General features: G+C 64.4%; 14 protein-coding genes. 10 read left to right on the top strand and 4 right to left on the bottom strand.

All coding sequences use genetic code 11. From position 1 onward, the window contains the following. Positions 1 to 20: 20 nt before the first annotated feature. On the top strand, positions 21 to 1,379 hold the full coding sequence (locus tag ACP2YO_RS33435) for a formimidoylglutamate deiminase (RefSeq protein WP_426435390.1): 1,359 nt from the start codon (positions 21 to 23) through the stop codon (positions 1,377 to 1,379). Beyond that, positions 1,376 to 2,110 carry a histidine utilization repressor gene (hutC, locus tag ACP2YO_RS33430; RefSeq protein WP_426435389.1) on the top strand — a complete coding sequence of 245 codons (735 nt, stop codon included), beginning with the start codon at positions 1,376 to 1,378 and terminating at the stop codon, positions 2,108 to 2,110. The genes ACP2YO_RS33435 and hutC overlap by 4 nt, the downstream gene beginning before the upstream one ends. A gap of 1 nt (position 2,111) precedes the next feature. On the opposite strand, the gene ACP2YO_RS33425 is transcribed toward hutC, so the two are convergent. Genes ACP2YO_RS33425 through ACP2YO_RS33415 form a run of 3 tightly spaced genes read right to left on the bottom strand, consistent with a single transcriptional unit; the run spans position 2,112 to position 4,817 of the window. Then, a complete protein-coding gene (locus tag ACP2YO_RS33425) occupies positions 2,112 to 3,152 on the bottom strand; it encodes an ABC transporter substrate-binding protein (protein WP_426435388.1) in 1,041 nt (346 codons plus the stop codon). Positions 3,153 to 3,168: 16 nt separating this feature from the next. Then, the gene (locus ACP2YO_RS33420; protein ID WP_426435387.1) at positions 3,169 to 4,029 is read right to left on the bottom strand and encodes an ABC transporter permease; all 861 of its coding nucleotides are present in this window, start codon (positions 4,027 to 4,029) and stop codon (positions 3,169 to 3,171) included. Continuing rightward, complete coding sequence (locus ACP2YO_RS33415; protein WP_426435386.1) at positions 4,026 to 4,817, bottom strand: ABC transporter ATP-binding protein; 792 nt, start codon at positions 4,815 to 4,817, stop codon at positions 4,026 to 4,028. The genes ACP2YO_RS33420 and ACP2YO_RS33415 overlap by 4 nt, the downstream gene beginning before the upstream one ends. A 282-nt stretch (positions 4,818 to 5,099) precedes the next feature. Between ACP2YO_RS33415 and ACP2YO_RS33410 the strand changes: the two genes are divergently transcribed. Together ACP2YO_RS33410 and ACP2YO_RS33405 are read left to right on the top strand one after the other, a co-directional pair. Continuing rightward, positions 5,100 to 6,452, top strand: a complete 1,353-nt coding sequence (locus ACP2YO_RS33410; protein WP_426435385.1) for a dihydroorotase — start codon at positions 5,100 to 5,102, stop codon at positions 6,450 to 6,452. A gap of 11 nt (positions 6,453 to 6,463) precedes the next feature. Then, the gene (locus ACP2YO_RS33405) at positions 6,464 to 7,732 is read left to right on the top strand and encodes a Zn-dependent hydrolase (RefSeq protein WP_426435384.1); all 1,269 of its coding nucleotides are present in this window, start codon (positions 6,464 to 6,466) and stop codon (positions 7,730 to 7,732) included. Positions 7,733 to 7,757: 25 nt separating this feature from the next. Here ACP2YO_RS33405 and ACP2YO_RS33400 read toward each other — a convergent pair whose 3' ends face one another. Then, positions 7,758 to 9,608, bottom strand: a complete 1,851-nt coding sequence (locus ACP2YO_RS33400; protein WP_426435383.1) for a LysR family transcriptional regulator — start codon at positions 9,606 to 9,608, stop codon at positions 7,758 to 7,760. Between the two features lie 163 nt (positions 9,609 to 9,771). On the opposite strand from ACP2YO_RS33400, the gene ACP2YO_RS33395 reads away from it, so the two are divergent. The 6 genes from ACP2YO_RS33395 to ACP2YO_RS33370 are packed head-to-tail and all read left to right on the top strand — an operon-like array spanning position 9,772 to position 15,648. After that, positions 9,772 to 11,181 carry a UbiD family decarboxylase gene (locus tag ACP2YO_RS33395; protein WP_426435382.1) on the top strand — a complete coding sequence of 470 codons (1,410 nt, stop codon included), beginning with the start codon at positions 9,772 to 9,774 and terminating at the stop codon, positions 11,179 to 11,181. Positions 11,182 to 11,217: 36 nt separating this feature from the next. Further along, positions 11,218 to 12,405: an ABC transporter substrate-binding protein gene (locus ACP2YO_RS33390; protein WP_426435381.1), complete on the top strand. Its 1,188-nt coding sequence runs from the start codon at positions 11,218 to 11,220 to the stop codon at positions 12,403 to 12,405. Positions 12,406 to 12,463: 58 nt separating this feature from the next. Beyond that, positions 12,464 to 13,333, top strand: a complete 870-nt coding sequence (locus ACP2YO_RS33385) for a branched-chain amino acid ABC transporter permease (protein ID WP_426435380.1) — start codon at positions 12,464 to 12,466, stop codon at positions 13,331 to 13,333. Further along, positions 13,330 to 14,178, top strand: coding sequence for a branched-chain amino acid ABC transporter permease (locus tag ACP2YO_RS33380; RefSeq protein ID WP_426435379.1), 849 nt, complete (start codon positions 13,330 to 13,332; stop codon positions 14,176 to 14,178). Before ACP2YO_RS33385 ends, ACP2YO_RS33380 begins: the two co-directional genes overlap by 4 nt. Next, positions 14,175 to 14,942, top strand: coding sequence for an ABC transporter ATP-binding protein (locus ACP2YO_RS33375; protein WP_426435378.1), 768 nt, complete (start codon positions 14,175 to 14,177; stop codon positions 14,940 to 14,942). Before ACP2YO_RS33380 ends, ACP2YO_RS33375 begins: the two co-directional genes overlap by 4 nt. Then, entirely contained in the window at positions 14,929 to 15,648 is a 720-nt protein-coding gene (locus tag ACP2YO_RS33370) for an ABC transporter ATP-binding protein (protein WP_426435377.1), read from the top strand. The genes ACP2YO_RS33375 and ACP2YO_RS33370 overlap by 14 nt, the downstream gene beginning before the upstream one ends. The last annotated feature ends 22 nt before the right edge of the window (positions 15,649 to 15,670 follow it).

The following is a 15,670-nucleotide window of genomic DNA, read 5'->3' as shown; positions in this document are numbered from 1 at the left end:
CGTCCACGCCGGAGACCAGATTGCCCGAGCTGCATTTCAAGCGAGCCCTGCTGCCTGACGGATGGGCACGCAACGTGCGTTTGTCGATCGCTGGCGGGTGGATCTCGAGCGTTCAGACCGGCGTCGCGGCGACCAACGCAGATGAATGTCACGCGATCGGAGTTCCAGGCCTGTCCAATCTTCACAGCCACGGCTTTCAGCGCGGAATGGCCGGCCTGACCGAGAGACGAGGTGCCTCGTCCGACAGCTTCTGGACCTGGCGCGATCTGATGTACCGCTTCGTCGCCCGCATGACCCCCGAGGACATCGAGTCGATCACGGCGCAGGCCTATGTCGATATGCTCGAGGCCGGGTTCACGCGGGTCGGCGAATTCCACTACATTCATCATGACGCCGCGGGTGCACCGTATGCCGACCTCGCGGAGCTGGCGGGACGCGTGGTCGCCGCCGCTCAAGCCAGTGGCATCGGCCTGACGCTGCTGCCGGTGTTCTACGCCCATGCAGGTTTCGGCGGCCGAGCGCCCGATGACGGTCAACGGCGCTTTGTCAACGACGTCGACCGGTTCGCCCGATTGATGGACGCGTCGCGGCGCATGGTAGCTGGATGTGAAAGTGGACTGGTCGGTATCGCGCCCCATTCGCTGCGTGCCGTGACACCAGAACAACTCGCGGCGATCTTGCCGCTCGCCGAGGGCGGTCCCATTCATATCCATGTCGCCGAGCAGACCAAGGAAGTCGAGGATTGCCTCGCCTGGAGCGGCCAGCGGCCGGTGCATTGGCTGCTCGATCACGCGGCAGTCGATCGCCGCTGGTGTCTGATCCATGCCACCCACATGACCGATGACGAGACCCGCGCGATGGCCGCGACCGGTGCGGTCGCGGGACTCTGTCCGGTGACGGAGGCCAATCTCGGCGACGGCACCTTCAATGCGCCGGTGTTCCGCGGCGCCGGCGGTCAATTCGGCGTCGGCACGGATTCCAACGTGCTGATCGGGGTCGAGGACGAACTGCGTCAGCTCGAATATTCACAGCGCCTCACGCTGCGGGCGCGCAATGTCATGACGTCGGCGCGGAGCCCCTCGACCGGACGCGCTCTGTTCGAGGCCGCACTCGCTGGCGGAGCCCAGGCCCTCGGTGTCGCCGGAGGTCTCGCTGCGGGCCTTGCGGCTGATATCGTCAGCCTCGATGCCGACAGTGTGGCGCTGGCCGGCCGGTCCGACGATGCGCTGCTCGACGGCTGGATTTTCGCCTCCGCCCGCTCTCCCGTGGACTGCGTCTGGACATTGGGGCGCAGGGTTGTGACAAACGGCAGACACCATCATGGAGAGTCGGTCGCTGCCGGCTTCCGCCGCACGTTGCAGGGACTGCTCGCCGGATGAAGGCTACATCGAAACGGGACGGCGGCGGCGTCGCGCTCTATCGGCGGATCCGCAGCGACATCGAGGGCCGGATCGTGTCGGGCCAGTGGCCGCCGGGCCATCGCCTGCCGTTCGAACACGAGCTGATGGACACCTATTCCTGCGCGCGCATGACGGTGAACAAGGTGCTGTCGGGGCTCGCGGCCGCCGGTTTGGTCGAGCGACGGCGGCGTGCCGGAAGCTTCGTGTCACGGCCCAAGGTCCATTCGGCGGTGCTGCAAATTCCCGACCTGAAGGCGGAAGTCGAGAACCGGGGTGAACGCTACAGTTACACGCTGCTGCAGCAGCACAAGCGTGCCGCAACGCGCGACGACAAGGCACGGCTCGATCTCACGCTGCTTACGCCTGTGCTCGCGCTGCGCTGCCGTCATGATGCCGCCAAGCAACCCTTTGCGCTCGAAGACCGCATCCTCAATCTGGATGCGGTGCCCGAAGCGGACAACCAGGACTTCTCGATCGTTCCGCCCAGCGCTTGGCTGATCGATCACGTGCCATGGACGGAGGCGGAACATCGCATCTCGGCCGGCAATGCCGACAGCACGATCGCAGCTGAACTCAACATCGAGGAGGGAGCCGCCTGCCTGATCATCGAACGCCGCACCTGGCGAAACGGTGAGCCGATCACCGCCGTCCGCCTCATTCATCCGGGCCCGCTCTACGATTTGATCGCGCGCTTCACGCCGAGCAGCTAGATCATTTGGCCTTGGCGGCATCGACGAACTGGTTCGTCCACAGGTCGTTCTCGGACGCCTTGGCGTCAAATTCCTTGCCGAAATTGGTGCCGGCCTCCTTGGCGAAGGTCAGCGCGTTCTGCATGCTCTCGACGTCGATCTTGCCACCCTCGGCGACACCGCTGTTCATCGTCTTGAGCGCGGCCGCAATCGCCTGCGGGTCCGCCTTGGCGAAGAATTGCTTCTGGATCGCTGCGGCAGTGTCGTCGGGCTTGCCGATCGTGGCGGCGCTTGCTTGCTGCATGGCCTTTGCCGTCTTGGTGATGAGGTCAGCTGTCGTCCGGCTGATCGGCTTCTTGGCGACCAGGACGAGATAAGGCTGCTTTGCGAGCAAGGGGAAGTCGTCGCCGAGCGAGACCAGTACAGTACCGGTGCCGGCCTTTTCGGCCAGATATCCTTCCGGCGGTGACAGCACGAAGGCATCGATCCGCTTGACCTCGAGGGCCGCCTGGATGGCGGTGGGACTGCCGACTTGCGCCACTTTGAGGTCGTGCTTCGGATCGAGGCCGCCCTTGCCGGCGAGCCAGCGCGCCGCAATTTCCTGCGCGCCGGCAAGTGCGGTGGCGCCGACCAGCGTGCCTTTCATCGCGGCGAGGCGCTTCTCGAGCGGATCGCTTGCCTTCACGCCGGTGCGTTCCAGCATCGCCGGCGAAACGACGAGTTGTAGCGTGACCTTCGACATCAGCGAGTAGACGATCTCGAACGGCTGACCCTTCGCCGCCGCGCGCAGCATCGAATCGGGACCGACTGCCGCAAGATCGATATCACCGGCGTCAAGCGCGGCCAGCGCGGAAGGATCGCCGCCGGGCAGCGCGACCACGTTCGCCGTCAATCCCTGCGCCTTGAACGTATCCAGCGCCCGAGCCGACCAGATCGGCAGGAAGCTCAGGGTCGGCGCGCCAAGCCCGATCCGCACCGTTTGCTGCGCCTTGGTCACATTCGGCAGCAGCGCAAGCGCAGCTCCGACGACAACGATCCTTGCCAGCCCCATCACTGCGCGCATGACTGTCTCCGTATGTTCAGATGTCGATGGGGCCGGCGCCCGAGAGCGAGCGCCAGCGCAACAGCCGGCGCTCGAGCCGCCCGGCGAGAAGATTGGCCACGCCGACGAAGGCGAGCAAAATGACGATACCCGCGAAGACGCCGGCAGGGTCATAGGTGGACGACGCCTCATGAATGAACAGGCCGAGCCCCTGCGCGGACGAGGTGAATTCGCCGACGATCACGCCGATCACGCTGTAGGGAATGGCAAGGCGCATGCCCAGCATCACGAACGGAGCGGCCGCCGGCAAGTAAACATGATAGGTGAGCTGACGCTGGTTTGCGCCCATCACCCGCGTCAGATTGACGAGTTCGCGATCGACGCTGCGCACACCGGCAAACACGTTGTAGAACACCAGGAAGAACACCATGATTGAGGCGAGCGCGATCTTGGATCCAATCCCGATCCCGAACCAGATGATGAAGAGCGGCGCGAGGGCGATCTTCGGGATGCCATAGAACGCCATCACATAAGGCTCGAAAATCCGCGCAAGCTGCGGCGAGCGGCCGAGCGCGTAGCCGCCCAACACGCCGCCCGCGACGCCAATCACATAGCCGAGCACCAGCTCCTGGCCGGTTGTCCACAGATGCGGATAGATTTCGCCTGACGCAAACAGCTCGTAGAGCCGCGCCGCAACCGCAGTGGGTTTGCTGACATAGATTTCCTTGATCAGCCGGCCGGAAGCCCATTGCCAGAACAAGAGCAGGGCGACCCCGGGGAGTAGCTTCAACAGCCATTGCAGCGGCCTGGCTACGCGAGCGGCGAGGGAACGACGCGACGCTGCGCTCTCCTTGGCGGCGCCATAGGTCATTTCGGTCATCGGCTTGCTTTCGGTCAATGAACGCGCCCGATATCGATCTGCGAGCGGAACTCGGTCCAGACCGCATCATAGGCCACCTCGAAGCCCGGATTGCGGAACGGCTCGAACATGTTGCGTGGCCGCGGTAGATCGATCGGAATATTGGCGAGCAGCCGCGACGGCCGTTGGCTCAGCACCACGACATGGTCGGCGAGCAGCACGGCCTCCGTGATGTCGTGGGTGACGAAGACGACGGTGGCACCTGCTTCCATCGACAGGGTCTGCAGATCGCTCTGCATCACCATGCGGGTTTGCGCGTCGAGGGCACCGAACGGCTCATCCATCAGGATGATGTCGGGCCGGTAAACCAGCGTGCGCGCGATCGAGCCGCGCTTCTGCATGCCGCCGGATAACTGGTTCGGGAAATGCTGCTCAAAACCCTTCAGGCCGACGGCATCGAGCGCGTTTGCGACCCGCTGTTTCCGTTCTTCGGCCGCGACGCCGCGCAGCAGGAGCGGAAGCTCGACATTCTCGACCAGGGTCTTCCACGGAAACAGCTGAGCCTGCTGTGGCACGAAGCCGACTTCGGTGTTGATGGTCGTAACCCTGCGTCCGCGATGATGGACCCCGCCGCGGGTCGGCATCAACAGACCCGCAGCCATGTGCAGCAGGGTGCTCTTGCCGCATCCGCTTGGACCGATCACCGCGACAAACTTGCCGCGGCCGACATCGAAGCTGATGCCGTCAAGCACACGGATATTGGCCTTCGTGCCCGGCGCAGGAAAGTCCTGTCCGATCCCGTCGAAGGCAAGTAGGCGGTCGTTCATGCCGGCTATCCTCGTCCGAACATGTCTATACATAATCGAAGCCGCCGGAACGGGCAAGCCGGGATCGGTGCAGAGATTTTAGCCGTTGTTGCCCAAGGCCTGACCATGCCTTCGCGTGGCGAGGGCCCGGCCGTTCGGCGCAATCGGCGAAAAGCCATTTGGTTTTTCCTATTGGCAGCTTCGGCCGATCCGGGTTGGGCGCGCCCGCGAGCTTCGTCTAACGTTGCCTCACATCACAGTAGCGTCGCGGCAATGACCGCAGACAACCAATGAAGAGAATCAATGGCTGACTCGGTTTTTGCAGGTACGATTGTTCTTTCCGACCGCGTGATCGACAATGGCTACGTCCTGGTTGGCGACGGCAAGGTTCAGGCGGTTGGCTCCGGTAGCGCGCCTGCCGGCGAAAAGCACGGCGGTGCCGGCTTTCTTGTGCTGCCCGGCGCTATCGATGCACAGGTGCACAGCCGCAGCCAGCTCGGCCAGGAGGACTTCATCTGGTCGACGCGCAGCGCTGCGGCCGGCGGCGTTACCACCGTTGTCGACATGCCCTATGACGACAATTGCTTGATCGCGACCGCAGAGCGGTTTCGTACCAAGGTGAAGGAGGCAGGCGCACAGGCGCGCGTCGACTTCGCACTCTATGCGACGGTCGATCCGACCGAGGGCGCCGCGCGGGTCGACGAGCTCGTCGACGCCGGCGCGGCGGCCTTCAAGTTCTCGACGTTCGGCACTCATCCGACGCGCTTCCCCCGGATTTCGCCGCAGTTGCTGTACGCCTGCTTCGGCGCCGTCGGAAGGCGCGGCCTGATCGCCGGCATCCACAACGAGAACGACGAGATGGTCCGCGCCTTCATGGCAGAGGTCGAAGCCAGCGGGATCACAGACTACACCGCGCACGGCCTGTCGCGGCCTCCAGTGACGGAGGCGCTTGCGACCGCGGAGGTCTACGAGCTCGGCGCCGCGGCTGGCTGTCCGGTGCACATTGTGCACTGCTCGATCGGGCGCGGCTACGAGCTCGCCGCGGCCTATCGGGCGCAGGGACACGGCGCGACGATTGAGGCCTGCGTGCACTATCTAACGCTCGACGAAGAGAACGACGTCCGTCGTCTCGGCGGCAAGGCCAAGATCAACCCGCCGCTGCGTTCCCGCAAGGAGGTCGAAGCGCTTTGGCATCATCTGGCGGCCGGCAACGTCACGATCGTCTCGACTGACCATGTCAGCTGGTCGGAAGATCGCAAGACCGATCCGAACATGCTGAAGAACGCGTCGGGAATTCCCGGGCTCGAAGCGCTCTACGGCCTGCTCCTGAAGGGCCTCGACCAGCGCGGCCTGCCGCTGACCCATGCCGCGCGTCTGCTCGCGCTCAATCCCGCGGCATTGTTCCGGATCACGCATGTCAAGGGTGCGCTCGAGATCGGCCGCGATGCCGACATCGTGCTGATGCGGCGCGATCCTCATCGCTACAACGCAGGGGCCAGCGGCAATAATTTCGTGTCGTGGAGTCCCTATGAGGGGATCGAGCTGCCGTTCCGGGTCATCGAGACCTATGTTCGCGGCGAATGTGTCGCGGCGAACGGGGAGGTGCTTGCCAAGCCTGGCAACGGCCGCTTCATCAGTCCATTGCGTGCGCACTGACAGGCAGGTCCGTGACGAAATCCAATCTTCCGCTCGACGCCGGCCGCCTGTGGTCGGACATCATGGCGCTGGCGGAGATCACCGATCCGGCACGCCCCTTTACGCGCCGCTCGTTCACTCAGCGGTTCCTGGACGGCCGCGGCTGGCTCGCGCAACGTTTTGCCGAGGCCGGCTTGATGACCCGGCTCGATACCGCCGGCAATCTGATCGGGCGGATTGAGGGTCGCAATCCCGCGCTCGGCGTGATCGCGGTCGGATCGCACAGCGACACCGTCCCGTCGGGCGGCCGCTTCGACGGCATTGCGGGCGTGGCGACCGGGGTGGAAATCGCCCGCGCGCTGAGCGAGTCCGGCACGCGGCTGGATCACTCGCTTGAGATCATCGATTTCCTGGCCGAGGAGCCCAGTGAATACGGCCTGTCGTGCGTCGGCAGCCGCGGCATGACGGGCTCGCTTGACGACAGGATGCTCGATCTGGTCGAGCCTGATGGCGAGAAGCTGCGGGATGCGTTGCGGCGGGTCGGTGGCGACCCGGAACGGTTGCCCGAGGCCCGGCGCGACGACATCCGCGCCTTCCTCGAACTGCATATCGAACAGGGCATCGTGCTCGAGTCTCAATCGCTCGACGTCGGCGTGGTGTCGTCGATCGTCGGCATCCGCCGCCTCGAGCTCATCTTCGAAGGCGAGGCGGATCACGCCGGAACGACGCCGCTTCACTTGCGCCATGACGCGCTGGTGGCGGCGGCCAACACGGTCGGCGCCGTGCGCCGGATCGCAGAGCAGCTCGACGGCGAAGGCTCGGATTACTTCGTCGCCACAGTCGGCATTCTCGCAGTCGAGCCATCGGCATCGAACATCGTGCCGGGCCGCTGCAGCATGGTGGTCGATGCGCGCACCACCAATCCGGCGTTGACGGCCCGCTTTGTCGCGGCGCTCGATCGCGAGACCGAAGCGGCCGCTGCAGCAGCGCGGGTTCGGCGTAGCGTGTTCGGCACGCTCTCGGATGGGCCGCCGGTCGCCTGCGATCCGGCCTTGCAGGCGTTGCTGCGCGAGGCCGCACAAGACCTTGGCCTCGCTCAGACGAGCCTGCCGAGCGGTGCGGGGCATGATGCGGCCTTCATGAGCCGCATCTGTCGCTCGGCGATGGTATTCGCGCCGTGCCGGGCCGGGAAAAGCCATGCGCCAGAGGAGTGGGCGGACCAGGACGCGGTCGCAGCCGGCGCTGCGGTAATCCTTCAGGCGGTGAAGGCGCTCGATCAGTCACTCCAGCAGGGCCGTTAGAGCTGGGGAACGCAAGGCACGCGGCCTAATCGATGCCACGGGACTCCGACAGTCTTCGTCGCAGGATGTTGACGAGGCCGCGCTCTGGCTCGCTCAACGTCCGCTCGCCGGAATAGATGACGTAAAGACGCCGCGCGATCGCGGGCTCGATGATCGGATGCGCGACGAGATCGCCGCCCTCGATCTCCCGTGCCACCGCCGAGGCGGGAAGCACGGTGCAGACAGGCAGGTGCGCCAACAGCGACACGACCATCGGCAGTGCGTCGATCTCCATGATGGGCAGGATCTTCAGGTCGCGCTCGGAGGCCGCGTTCTCCAGCAGCTGGCGCAAACCAAAGCGGTTGGTCGGCAATGCGAGCTTGAGCTGGACCAGATCGGCAAGGCGGACGGGGCCGCTGGGCAGCAACCGGTGCGATCGGTGCGAGATCGCGGCAAGGCCTTCCGACGAGCCGAGCGGCAACCGCGGCATGTGCGGCAGCGTCGTCTCGACAATCGCTACTCCAACCAGCCCACGGATCACCCAATCCTGCAAGGTGCCGTTGGGAGCCTCCTGAAACACCAGCTTCAAGGCCGGATAGCGCGCGCAGATTTCGATGGTGGCATCGGCGATCCGATTGACCAGGAAGCCATGCTGGTTGACCGACGGAAGGATGCCGACCACGATTCGCCGGCCCTGCGATAGCGTCGCGCCGTCGTCGTTTGTCGAGAGGCGGCGAAAGCCGGCTTCGATCAGCGTCGCGAAGCGTGCGAAGCGATTGCCCTTGACGGTGGGGACGACGCCGTCGTCCTTGCGCTCGAACAGCGCGCCGCCGAGCGAGTTCTCGAGCTTGTGCAGCTGCTCGCTGAGCGCAGGCTGGCTGATATTGGCGCCCCGCGCGGCGGCGGACACGCGGCGGACTCGGTGGATCAGATTGAAATAATGCATCTGGCGAAGACTGACGACCGGCCGCTCGGGGCGTCCCGGCCGCTCAGTGGCGAGCGCGCCCTTGAGATGTCGGGCGAACAGGTTTGTCGTGGCGTTCGGCTCGGCCGACCGCGCCACCAGTTCCATGGTCAAACCGTGCTCCGGATTGACCAGAACCACGTTGGAGAGCCCGAGCCGGGGTGACATCAGGCTGCGCGGCACGAAGATGGCGGCATCCGCGTAGTCGTCGAGAGTACGCGGCAGGTCACCTGGGTGATCGTTGAGAAAGCGCACGCCGGTCATCTTGTGCCGGCTGAAATAGCGGTCCGCCTGCTCGACCAGCGCGGCGGCGAGCATCGGCACGATGATCCGGCCGGAGAGCAATTCGGCGGCCTCGGGAGGTTTGAGGGTGCTTGCCGGCAGGCGGAGTGCAAAGACCCAGGGGTCGGACAGCAGCACCGTTTCATGCTTTGGTTTGCGATGACCGGCCTCGCTCAGGCCTATCGTGACCTGGCTCCGGTCGAGTCCGCTCCAGTCGTCGGCGAGCGTCGTGACGTGCGGAAAATCCCGCTCATCCTTCCATCGCGCGTCGACGAAGACGTCCGGCCGATCGACCGCCATCTTGTCGATGGCCAGACGGAGAGCCCTGCTGATTCCGCCGATCGTGAAGGTCAGATTGATTTCGACGACAAGATGCCGCAGCCTGGTTTCGGCCGACGTTGCGACGTGACGGCGTGCGAACATTTCGGCGACCAGCAGCGGCTCGGCCGCGCGCATCAGCGCCCGTGCCGCCTCGGTCGGGTAGAGCGTGTTGCTGGAACGTCTGAACAAGGCAACGCCGAGATCCTCGCCAAGCGCCTTCAACGTCGTGCTCAGCGTCGACACGGCGATATCGAGTTCCTCGGCCGCGCGCGCGAAGCTGGCGGCCCTGCAGGCCGTCACGAAATAGGCGAGGGTGCGCAGTTCAACCATCGGACCTCGGGCATGTCGCAGCAGCATAGCCGCTCGACCGGCCGGCGTCACCCAGCTTTCGCTTTTCCCTATGTGCTGGTTTAATCGATAGACCGATGGACCCCGCGATGCCGACCGATATGATCGATGCCGAGATGTCGTCCAATGTGGATGTGGGAGCGATATGGATTTGCCCGCGCAGGACACCGCGAAGCCTGAGGGAGCCGCTTCCAGGCAGTCCATGCGCGCGTTTTTGTCCGTGCTCGCGGATTCCGGCGGCCTCGTGAGCATACCGGACGCGATCGATCTCGATTACGACGTCGCCGCATGCCTCGCTGAGGCTGATGTCGGTCCGGCCCTGCGGTTTCCAAATGTCAAAGGCTCCGGCGCAGCGACGCTACCGATCGTCGGCAATCTGCTCAATTCGCTGCCACGCTTTGCCCTTGCAATGGGCAGCACGACGCAGGACATGCAGGCTGTGCTGGTCGCCGCGATCGAGAAGCCGCTGCCGCATCGGATCGTTGCTTCGGCTCCTTGCCAGGAGTGGACCATCTCCATCCCGTCATTGCTGGACGAATTGCCGGTTCCGCGTTTCTTCGAGAAGGAAGGTGGACCTTATGTCACCGCCGGCGCGATCGTTGCCAAGGATCGCGCGAGCGGGCAGGCCAATCTGTCGATCGCGCGGTTGATGCCACTCGGAGCTAATCGCGCATTCGTCGGCATCGCGCCCAATCATCACCTCGCAATCCTGGCCCGTGCGGCGCATGCGCGCGGCGAGAAGCTCGATATTGCGGTGTGCATCGGCAATCATCCGGCCGTGCTGATCGCTGCGTGCCTTTACCTTGGTCTTGGTGACGACGAGCTTCCGATCGCAGGCGCCTTGCTCGGTGAGCCGCTCGACGTCGTCAGCTGCATGCAGTCCGATCTTCTGGTGCCTGCGCATTGCGAATGCGTTCTCGAAGGAACGCTGGATGCCGGCGAGCCCTTTGTGGAGGGCGCCGTCAGCGAATTTCATGGCATGTACGAGAACTATGGCGCCGGCATCGTCGCGACGTTTACGCAACTGACGCGCCGCCGCGACGCTATCTTTCAGGTCATCCTGCCGGGCTATCACCCGGAACACTGCCTTCTCGGCGGGGTCGCGATCGCGGCTGGCCTGCGCCGCGTGGTGCGCAATGCGGTGCCGTCAGTACGCGAGGTCGCGGTCGGTATCGGTGGCGCCGGCAGGCTGCATGCCGTGGTATCGCTGAGCGCGCCGCGCCCGGGCGAGGCCCGCAAGGCCATGTTCGCGGTCTGGGCGGCGGTCAATCTGATCAAGCAAGTGATCGTCGTCGATGACGACATCGATCCCTGGAATCCGCTTGATGTCGAGCGGGCCTGCGCGATGCGTTCGCAGCCGGATCGCGATCATGTGGTGATACCAGGCGTTCGCGCCGACCGTTCCGAGCCGCTTGAACTGGGCGGCACCATTACCAAGCTCGGCATCGAAGCAACCCGCCGGGCAGACGACCGTGAGGACTGGGATATCGCGCGGCCTCCGGCGGCGGCGCTTGCACGTGCCCGGGACATCCTCCGCAAGCACAAACTCATCTAGGGATGACAACGATCAACTCACTTCGCGGAGAAAGCCATGTTGAAACTGAACCTGGGGACGTCGGCGCCCGGTGCAAAACGCCTGTCACACCTTATCTGCCTGATCTTCCTCGCCACTGTCGCCGCGGCACCAGCCGCCCACGCCGACATCAAGATCGGATTCCAGGTGCCCTTGACCGGACCTGCCGCGACCGACGGCAAATCGGCCCAGATCGCCGCCGAGATGGCGGTCGAGGATATTAACGCCGCTGGCGGCGTACTCGGACAGAAGGTTCAGCTTGTCACCTATGACGACCAGGCCAAATCGGACCAGGCCATCTTCACCGCGAACAAGCTGATCGGCGAAGACGGCGTCAAGCTGGTGGTGAACGGCAGCTATTCCGCATCGGGCCGCGCGGCAGCGCCCGTGTTCCAGAAAGCCGGCGTCGTGATGATATCAGCCTATGGCGTTCACCCCGATATCACACGGGCGGGCGACTATATGTTCCGCCTAGTGCATCTCGGGCCGCCGCAAGGCGCCGCCACCGCGCTCTATATCGGCAAGACGCTGGGGCTGAAGAAGATCTCCACCATCACCATGGACAACGATTATGGCCAGGCGACGATGGATGGATTCCTTGAGTCGGCCCCGAAATACGGTGTCGAAGTGGTCAACAAATACAGCTACTCGTTGAAGGACCGCCAGTTCGGTTCGATCGTGGCGAGCGTGAAGCGCGACAACCCCGACGGTGTCTACGCCACCGGCTATTTCTTCACCGGCGGCCCGCTGGTGGCCCAACTGCGCGCCGCCGGCATTACCGTTCCGATCGTCGGCTCGCAGGCCTTCGATTCCGAGAAATTCATCGAGATCGCAGGACCCGCGGCGGAAGGCACCTACATCATCGATAGCTTCGATCGCGACCGCAACGACGAGGCGTTGCAGAAATTTTTCGCAGGATTCAAGCAGCGTGCCGGTTACGCGCCGGAGGGCGTCGCCGCCATTACCTACTCGGCAGTGAAGCTGATGGCGGACGGCATCAAACGCGCCAACAGCACCGAGCCCGACAAGGTTCGTGACGCGCTGGCTGCGACCAAGGACTTTCCGCTGATCGAAGGCAACATGAACGGCTTCAACAGCCTGCACGAGATGATCATGCCGATCCAGGTCAACGAGATCAAGGACGGCAAGTTCAAGCCGGCCGGCAGCATCACCGATCTGAACGCGTTCGCGCCACCCGAGAAGTGATGGTGGCGGGGAGCGCGGGCCACGGGTGGTTCGCGCTCCTGCCAGGAGGACTAACACAGTGTATTACATCGATCTGGCGGTGACGGGCGTCAGCTTCGGCTGCATGTACGCCATGATGTCGGTCGGCCTGACCCTGGTTTACGGACTGCTGCGCATTCTGCATGTGGCGCATGCGGCGGTGTTTGCGTTGGGCGCCTACATCACCGTCCTCGTCGCCAACACGACCGGCAGCATCGCGCTCGGTTTTGCCGCCGCTGTCCTCCTCACGCCGTTGTTCGGAATCGCAATCTATCGTCTGCTGTACGAGCCACTACTGAAATATCGGCCGGATGTGCCGATGATCGCCTCGGTGGGGCTCCTGGTGCTGATGCAGGACGCATTTCGCATCCTGTTCGGAGAGCAGGGCGTGACCTTTCGCCGGAACGCGCTCTCCTTCACTACGTTCAATATCCACGGCGTCACCATCAGCGCGGTGCAGATTGCGCTCATCGTGACCGCTACGGTCGTCTTTGTCGGGTTGCACGTCTTCACCACCCGGACCCGGGTCGGCCTCGGATGGCGCGCGACGGTATCGAAGCCGAAGATCGCGGCGAGCTTCGGCGTTGATCCGATCAAGGTCCGCTATCTCAATTTCGCGATCGGTTCGGCGCTTGCCGCCGTCGCCGGCGGACTGGTCGCGCTACTCAATAATTTCGTCGATCCGGCGATTGGTTTCGTTGTCAGCTACAAGGCGCTCGCCATCATCGTGCTGGGAGGATTAGGCAGTGTGCGTGGTACGCTATTGGCAAGCCTTATGCTCGGTCTCGTCGAGTCCTACGGCACCATTTTCATCGGCGCATGGCTCGACCGGGACGCCATCGCGTTCCTGGCGCTCATCATCCTGCTGATGATCCGCCCGCAGGGCTTCACGGGGGCGCGTGTGGCATGAGCGCCTACACGATCAGCATCGTCTCGATCATCGGCATCAACGTGATCCTGGCCGTCAGCCTCAACATGATCTCCGGCTTTTGTGGCCAGATCAGCCTTGGTCACGGCGCATTCTTCGGCGTCGGCGCCTACGCCGCGGGGCTCGTAATGGTCGCAACCGCAAGCGTTCCGCTGGCGCTGCTTGCGGGGGTGATTGCAGGCAGCCTGCTCGGCATCCTTGTCGGCTTTGCCTCGCTGCGGGTGAGCAGCGACTTTCTCGCGGTCTCGACGATCGGCGTCAATTTTCTCTTCGTCGGCTTCGTGCGCAAGCAGTCCTGGCTCGGGGGTGAGATGGGCATCAGTGGCATCCCCGCGACCGGGCTCGGCGCGTCCGGCAACATGGTCATGATCCTGCTGCTGGCTTGCGCCACCGTCGCGTTCAGCCTGTATGTCAGCCGCTCCTGGATGGGGTTTGCGTTCCGCGCCGTCGGCGAGGACGAGCATGCGGCTGCGACGCTCGGGATCAGCGCCGGCGCCTACAAGCTTGCGGCGTTCGGGATCGGGACGGCGCTGGCGGGTCTCGCGGGCGCACTCTACGCGTTCTTCACCCAGTTCATCACTGTCGATGCGTTCGACTTCATCCTGTCGGTCATGCTCATGGCGATGGTCGTGATCGGGGGCATCGGTTCGACCTGGGGTGTCGTCGCAGCCGCGATCGGGCTGACGCTGCTGCCGGAGGCCATCCGCTTCGTCAACGACTACCGGCTGCTCGTGTTCGGCGGGATGCTCGTACTGGTGATCCGCCTGGCGCCCGGCGGTCTCGCCGCGCTGGTCCACAATCTGTTCACGCGGGTGAGGAAGGCATGAGCGCGGTCCTCGAGCTCGAAGATGTGGCGATCCGGTTCGGCGGCGTGCAGGCCGTTGGCGGGGTGACGCGCGCTGTGGAGGCCGGCGATTTCGTCGGTCTGATCGGACCAAATGGCGCCGGCAAGACGACGCTCATCCGCATCATCGCCGGGCTGTTGCGGCCGGATCGCGGCAAGGTGATGCTTGCCGGTTCGGACGTGACAAATGACCCGACGTCGTCGCGGGTTCGCGCCGGTCTGGCGCTGACCCACCAGATCGTCCGCCCGTTCCGCGAAATGACCGTGCTCGACAACGTCATCCTGGCCGCTGGGATCGGCTATACGTCGGGGCCTTTACGCGCGATGCTGCATGTCGGCCGGCAACGCGAGGCCGAACGTGCCTCAGAGATTCTCGGCGCGGTCGGATTGGCCGGCACCGAGCGCAGGCTGGCCGGCGAGCTTCCGCTCGGTCAGCTCAAGCGGCTCGAACTGGCGCGTGCGCTTGCCGTCGACCCGAAGGTGGTGCTGCTCGACGAGCCGCTTGCCGGCCTAAACCATATGGAGGCATCGAAGCAGGTCGAGACCATATCCGAGGTGCATCGGCGCGGCATTACCGTGGTCCTCGTCGAGCACAATCTCGAGGAAGTCATGCGCGTCTGCCGCCGCCTCATCGTGCTGAACAATGGCGTGGTGATCGGCGACGGTGAGCCGCGCGAAGTGATGGCCGATCCGGCGGTGCAGGACGCCTATGTCGGAGGCGGAATGGTGACGCATGCTGAAGCTTGATCACCTGAGCTGCGGCTACGGCGCCGTGGAAGCGGTGCGGGACGTCAGTCTCGACGTACCCGCCGGTTCGATCTTCGCCCTGCTCGGACCGAATGGCGCGGGCAAGAGCTCGACGATCATGGCGATCATGGGCCATGTCGATATTCACGCCGGCCGGATCCTGTTTGACGGCAAGGACATCACCCGTCGCCGCGCCGTCGACCGGGTCGATCTCGGCATCGCCGTGGTGCCCGAGGGGCGGCAATTGTTCTCGGACCTGACGGTCGACGAGAATCTGACGGTCGGGGGCTATGCGCATCCCTATGCGCGCGATGCGGCCAAGCGCGAGCGCGTGTTCTCTTATTTCCCGCGGCTGGCCGAACGGCGCTCGCAATTGTCGGGATCGCTGTCCGGTGGCGAACAGCAAATGCTCGCAATCGGCCGGGCCTTGATGGCCGAGCCGCGTCTGCTGTTGGTCGACGAGCTCTCGCTCGGTCTGATGCCGAAGATGGTCGATCTCTGCCTCGGCGCGCTGACGCAGCTCAAGCGGGATGGCATGACCGTCGTGCTGGTCGAGCAGAATACCGCACGTGCGCTCGATATCGCCGACAAAGTCTGCGTGATGTCGTCGGGCGTGCAAATCTATCAACGCACGGGGGCTGAAGCGAAGGCAGCCGGTTCGCTGTTTGCGACGTTCCTCGGCATGAAAGAGCCCACCCAATCGTAGGCCAACAACGCGAAACAAGAAG

It is taken from the genome of Bradyrhizobium genosp. P, from assembly GCF_049949265.1.
Taxonomy (GTDB): domain Bacteria; phylum Pseudomonadota; class Alphaproteobacteria; order Rhizobiales; family Xanthobacteraceae; genus Bradyrhizobium.
This window is presented reverse-complemented; position numbering and strand designations above follow the sequence as displayed.

What these genes read in the sequence shown, in the direction of transcription:
- ACP2YO_RS33425 (WP_426435388.1), bottom strand. Translation starts at nt 3,152, where the DNA reads ATGCGCGCAGTGATGGGGCTGGCAAGGATCGTTGTCGTCGGAGCTGCG.
- ACP2YO_RS33395 (WP_426435382.1), top strand. Translation starts at nt 9,772, where the DNA reads ATGGATTTGCCCGCGCAGGACACCGCGAAGCCTGAGGGAGCCGCTTCC.
- hutC (WP_426435389.1), top strand. Translation starts at nt 1,376, where the DNA reads ATGAAGGCTACATCGAAACGGGACGGCGGCGGCGTCGCGCTCTATCGG.
- ACP2YO_RS33400 (WP_426435383.1), bottom strand. Translation starts at nt 9,608, where the DNA reads ATGGTTGAACTGCGCACCCTCGCCTATTTCGTGACGGCCTGCAGGGCC.
- ACP2YO_RS33375 (WP_426435378.1), top strand. Translation starts at nt 14,175, where the DNA reads ATGAGCGCGGTCCTCGAGCTCGAAGATGTGGCGATCCGGTTCGGCGGC.
- ACP2YO_RS33410 (WP_426435385.1), top strand. Translation starts at nt 5,100, where the DNA reads ATGGCTGACTCGGTTTTTGCAGGTACGATTGTTCTTTCCGACCGCGTG.
- ACP2YO_RS33415 (WP_426435386.1), bottom strand. Translation starts at nt 4,817, where the DNA reads ATGAACGACCGCCTACTTGCCTTCGACGGGATCGGACAGGACTTTCCT.
- ACP2YO_RS33390 (WP_426435381.1), top strand. Translation starts at nt 11,218, where the DNA reads ATGTTGAAACTGAACCTGGGGACGTCGGCGCCCGGTGCAAAACGCCTG.
- ACP2YO_RS33370 (WP_426435377.1), top strand. Translation starts at nt 14,929, where the DNA reads ATGCTGAAGCTTGATCACCTGAGCTGCGGCTACGGCGCCGTGGAAGCG.
- ACP2YO_RS33380 (WP_426435379.1), top strand. Translation starts at nt 13,330, where the DNA reads ATGAGCGCCTACACGATCAGCATCGTCTCGATCATCGGCATCAACGTG.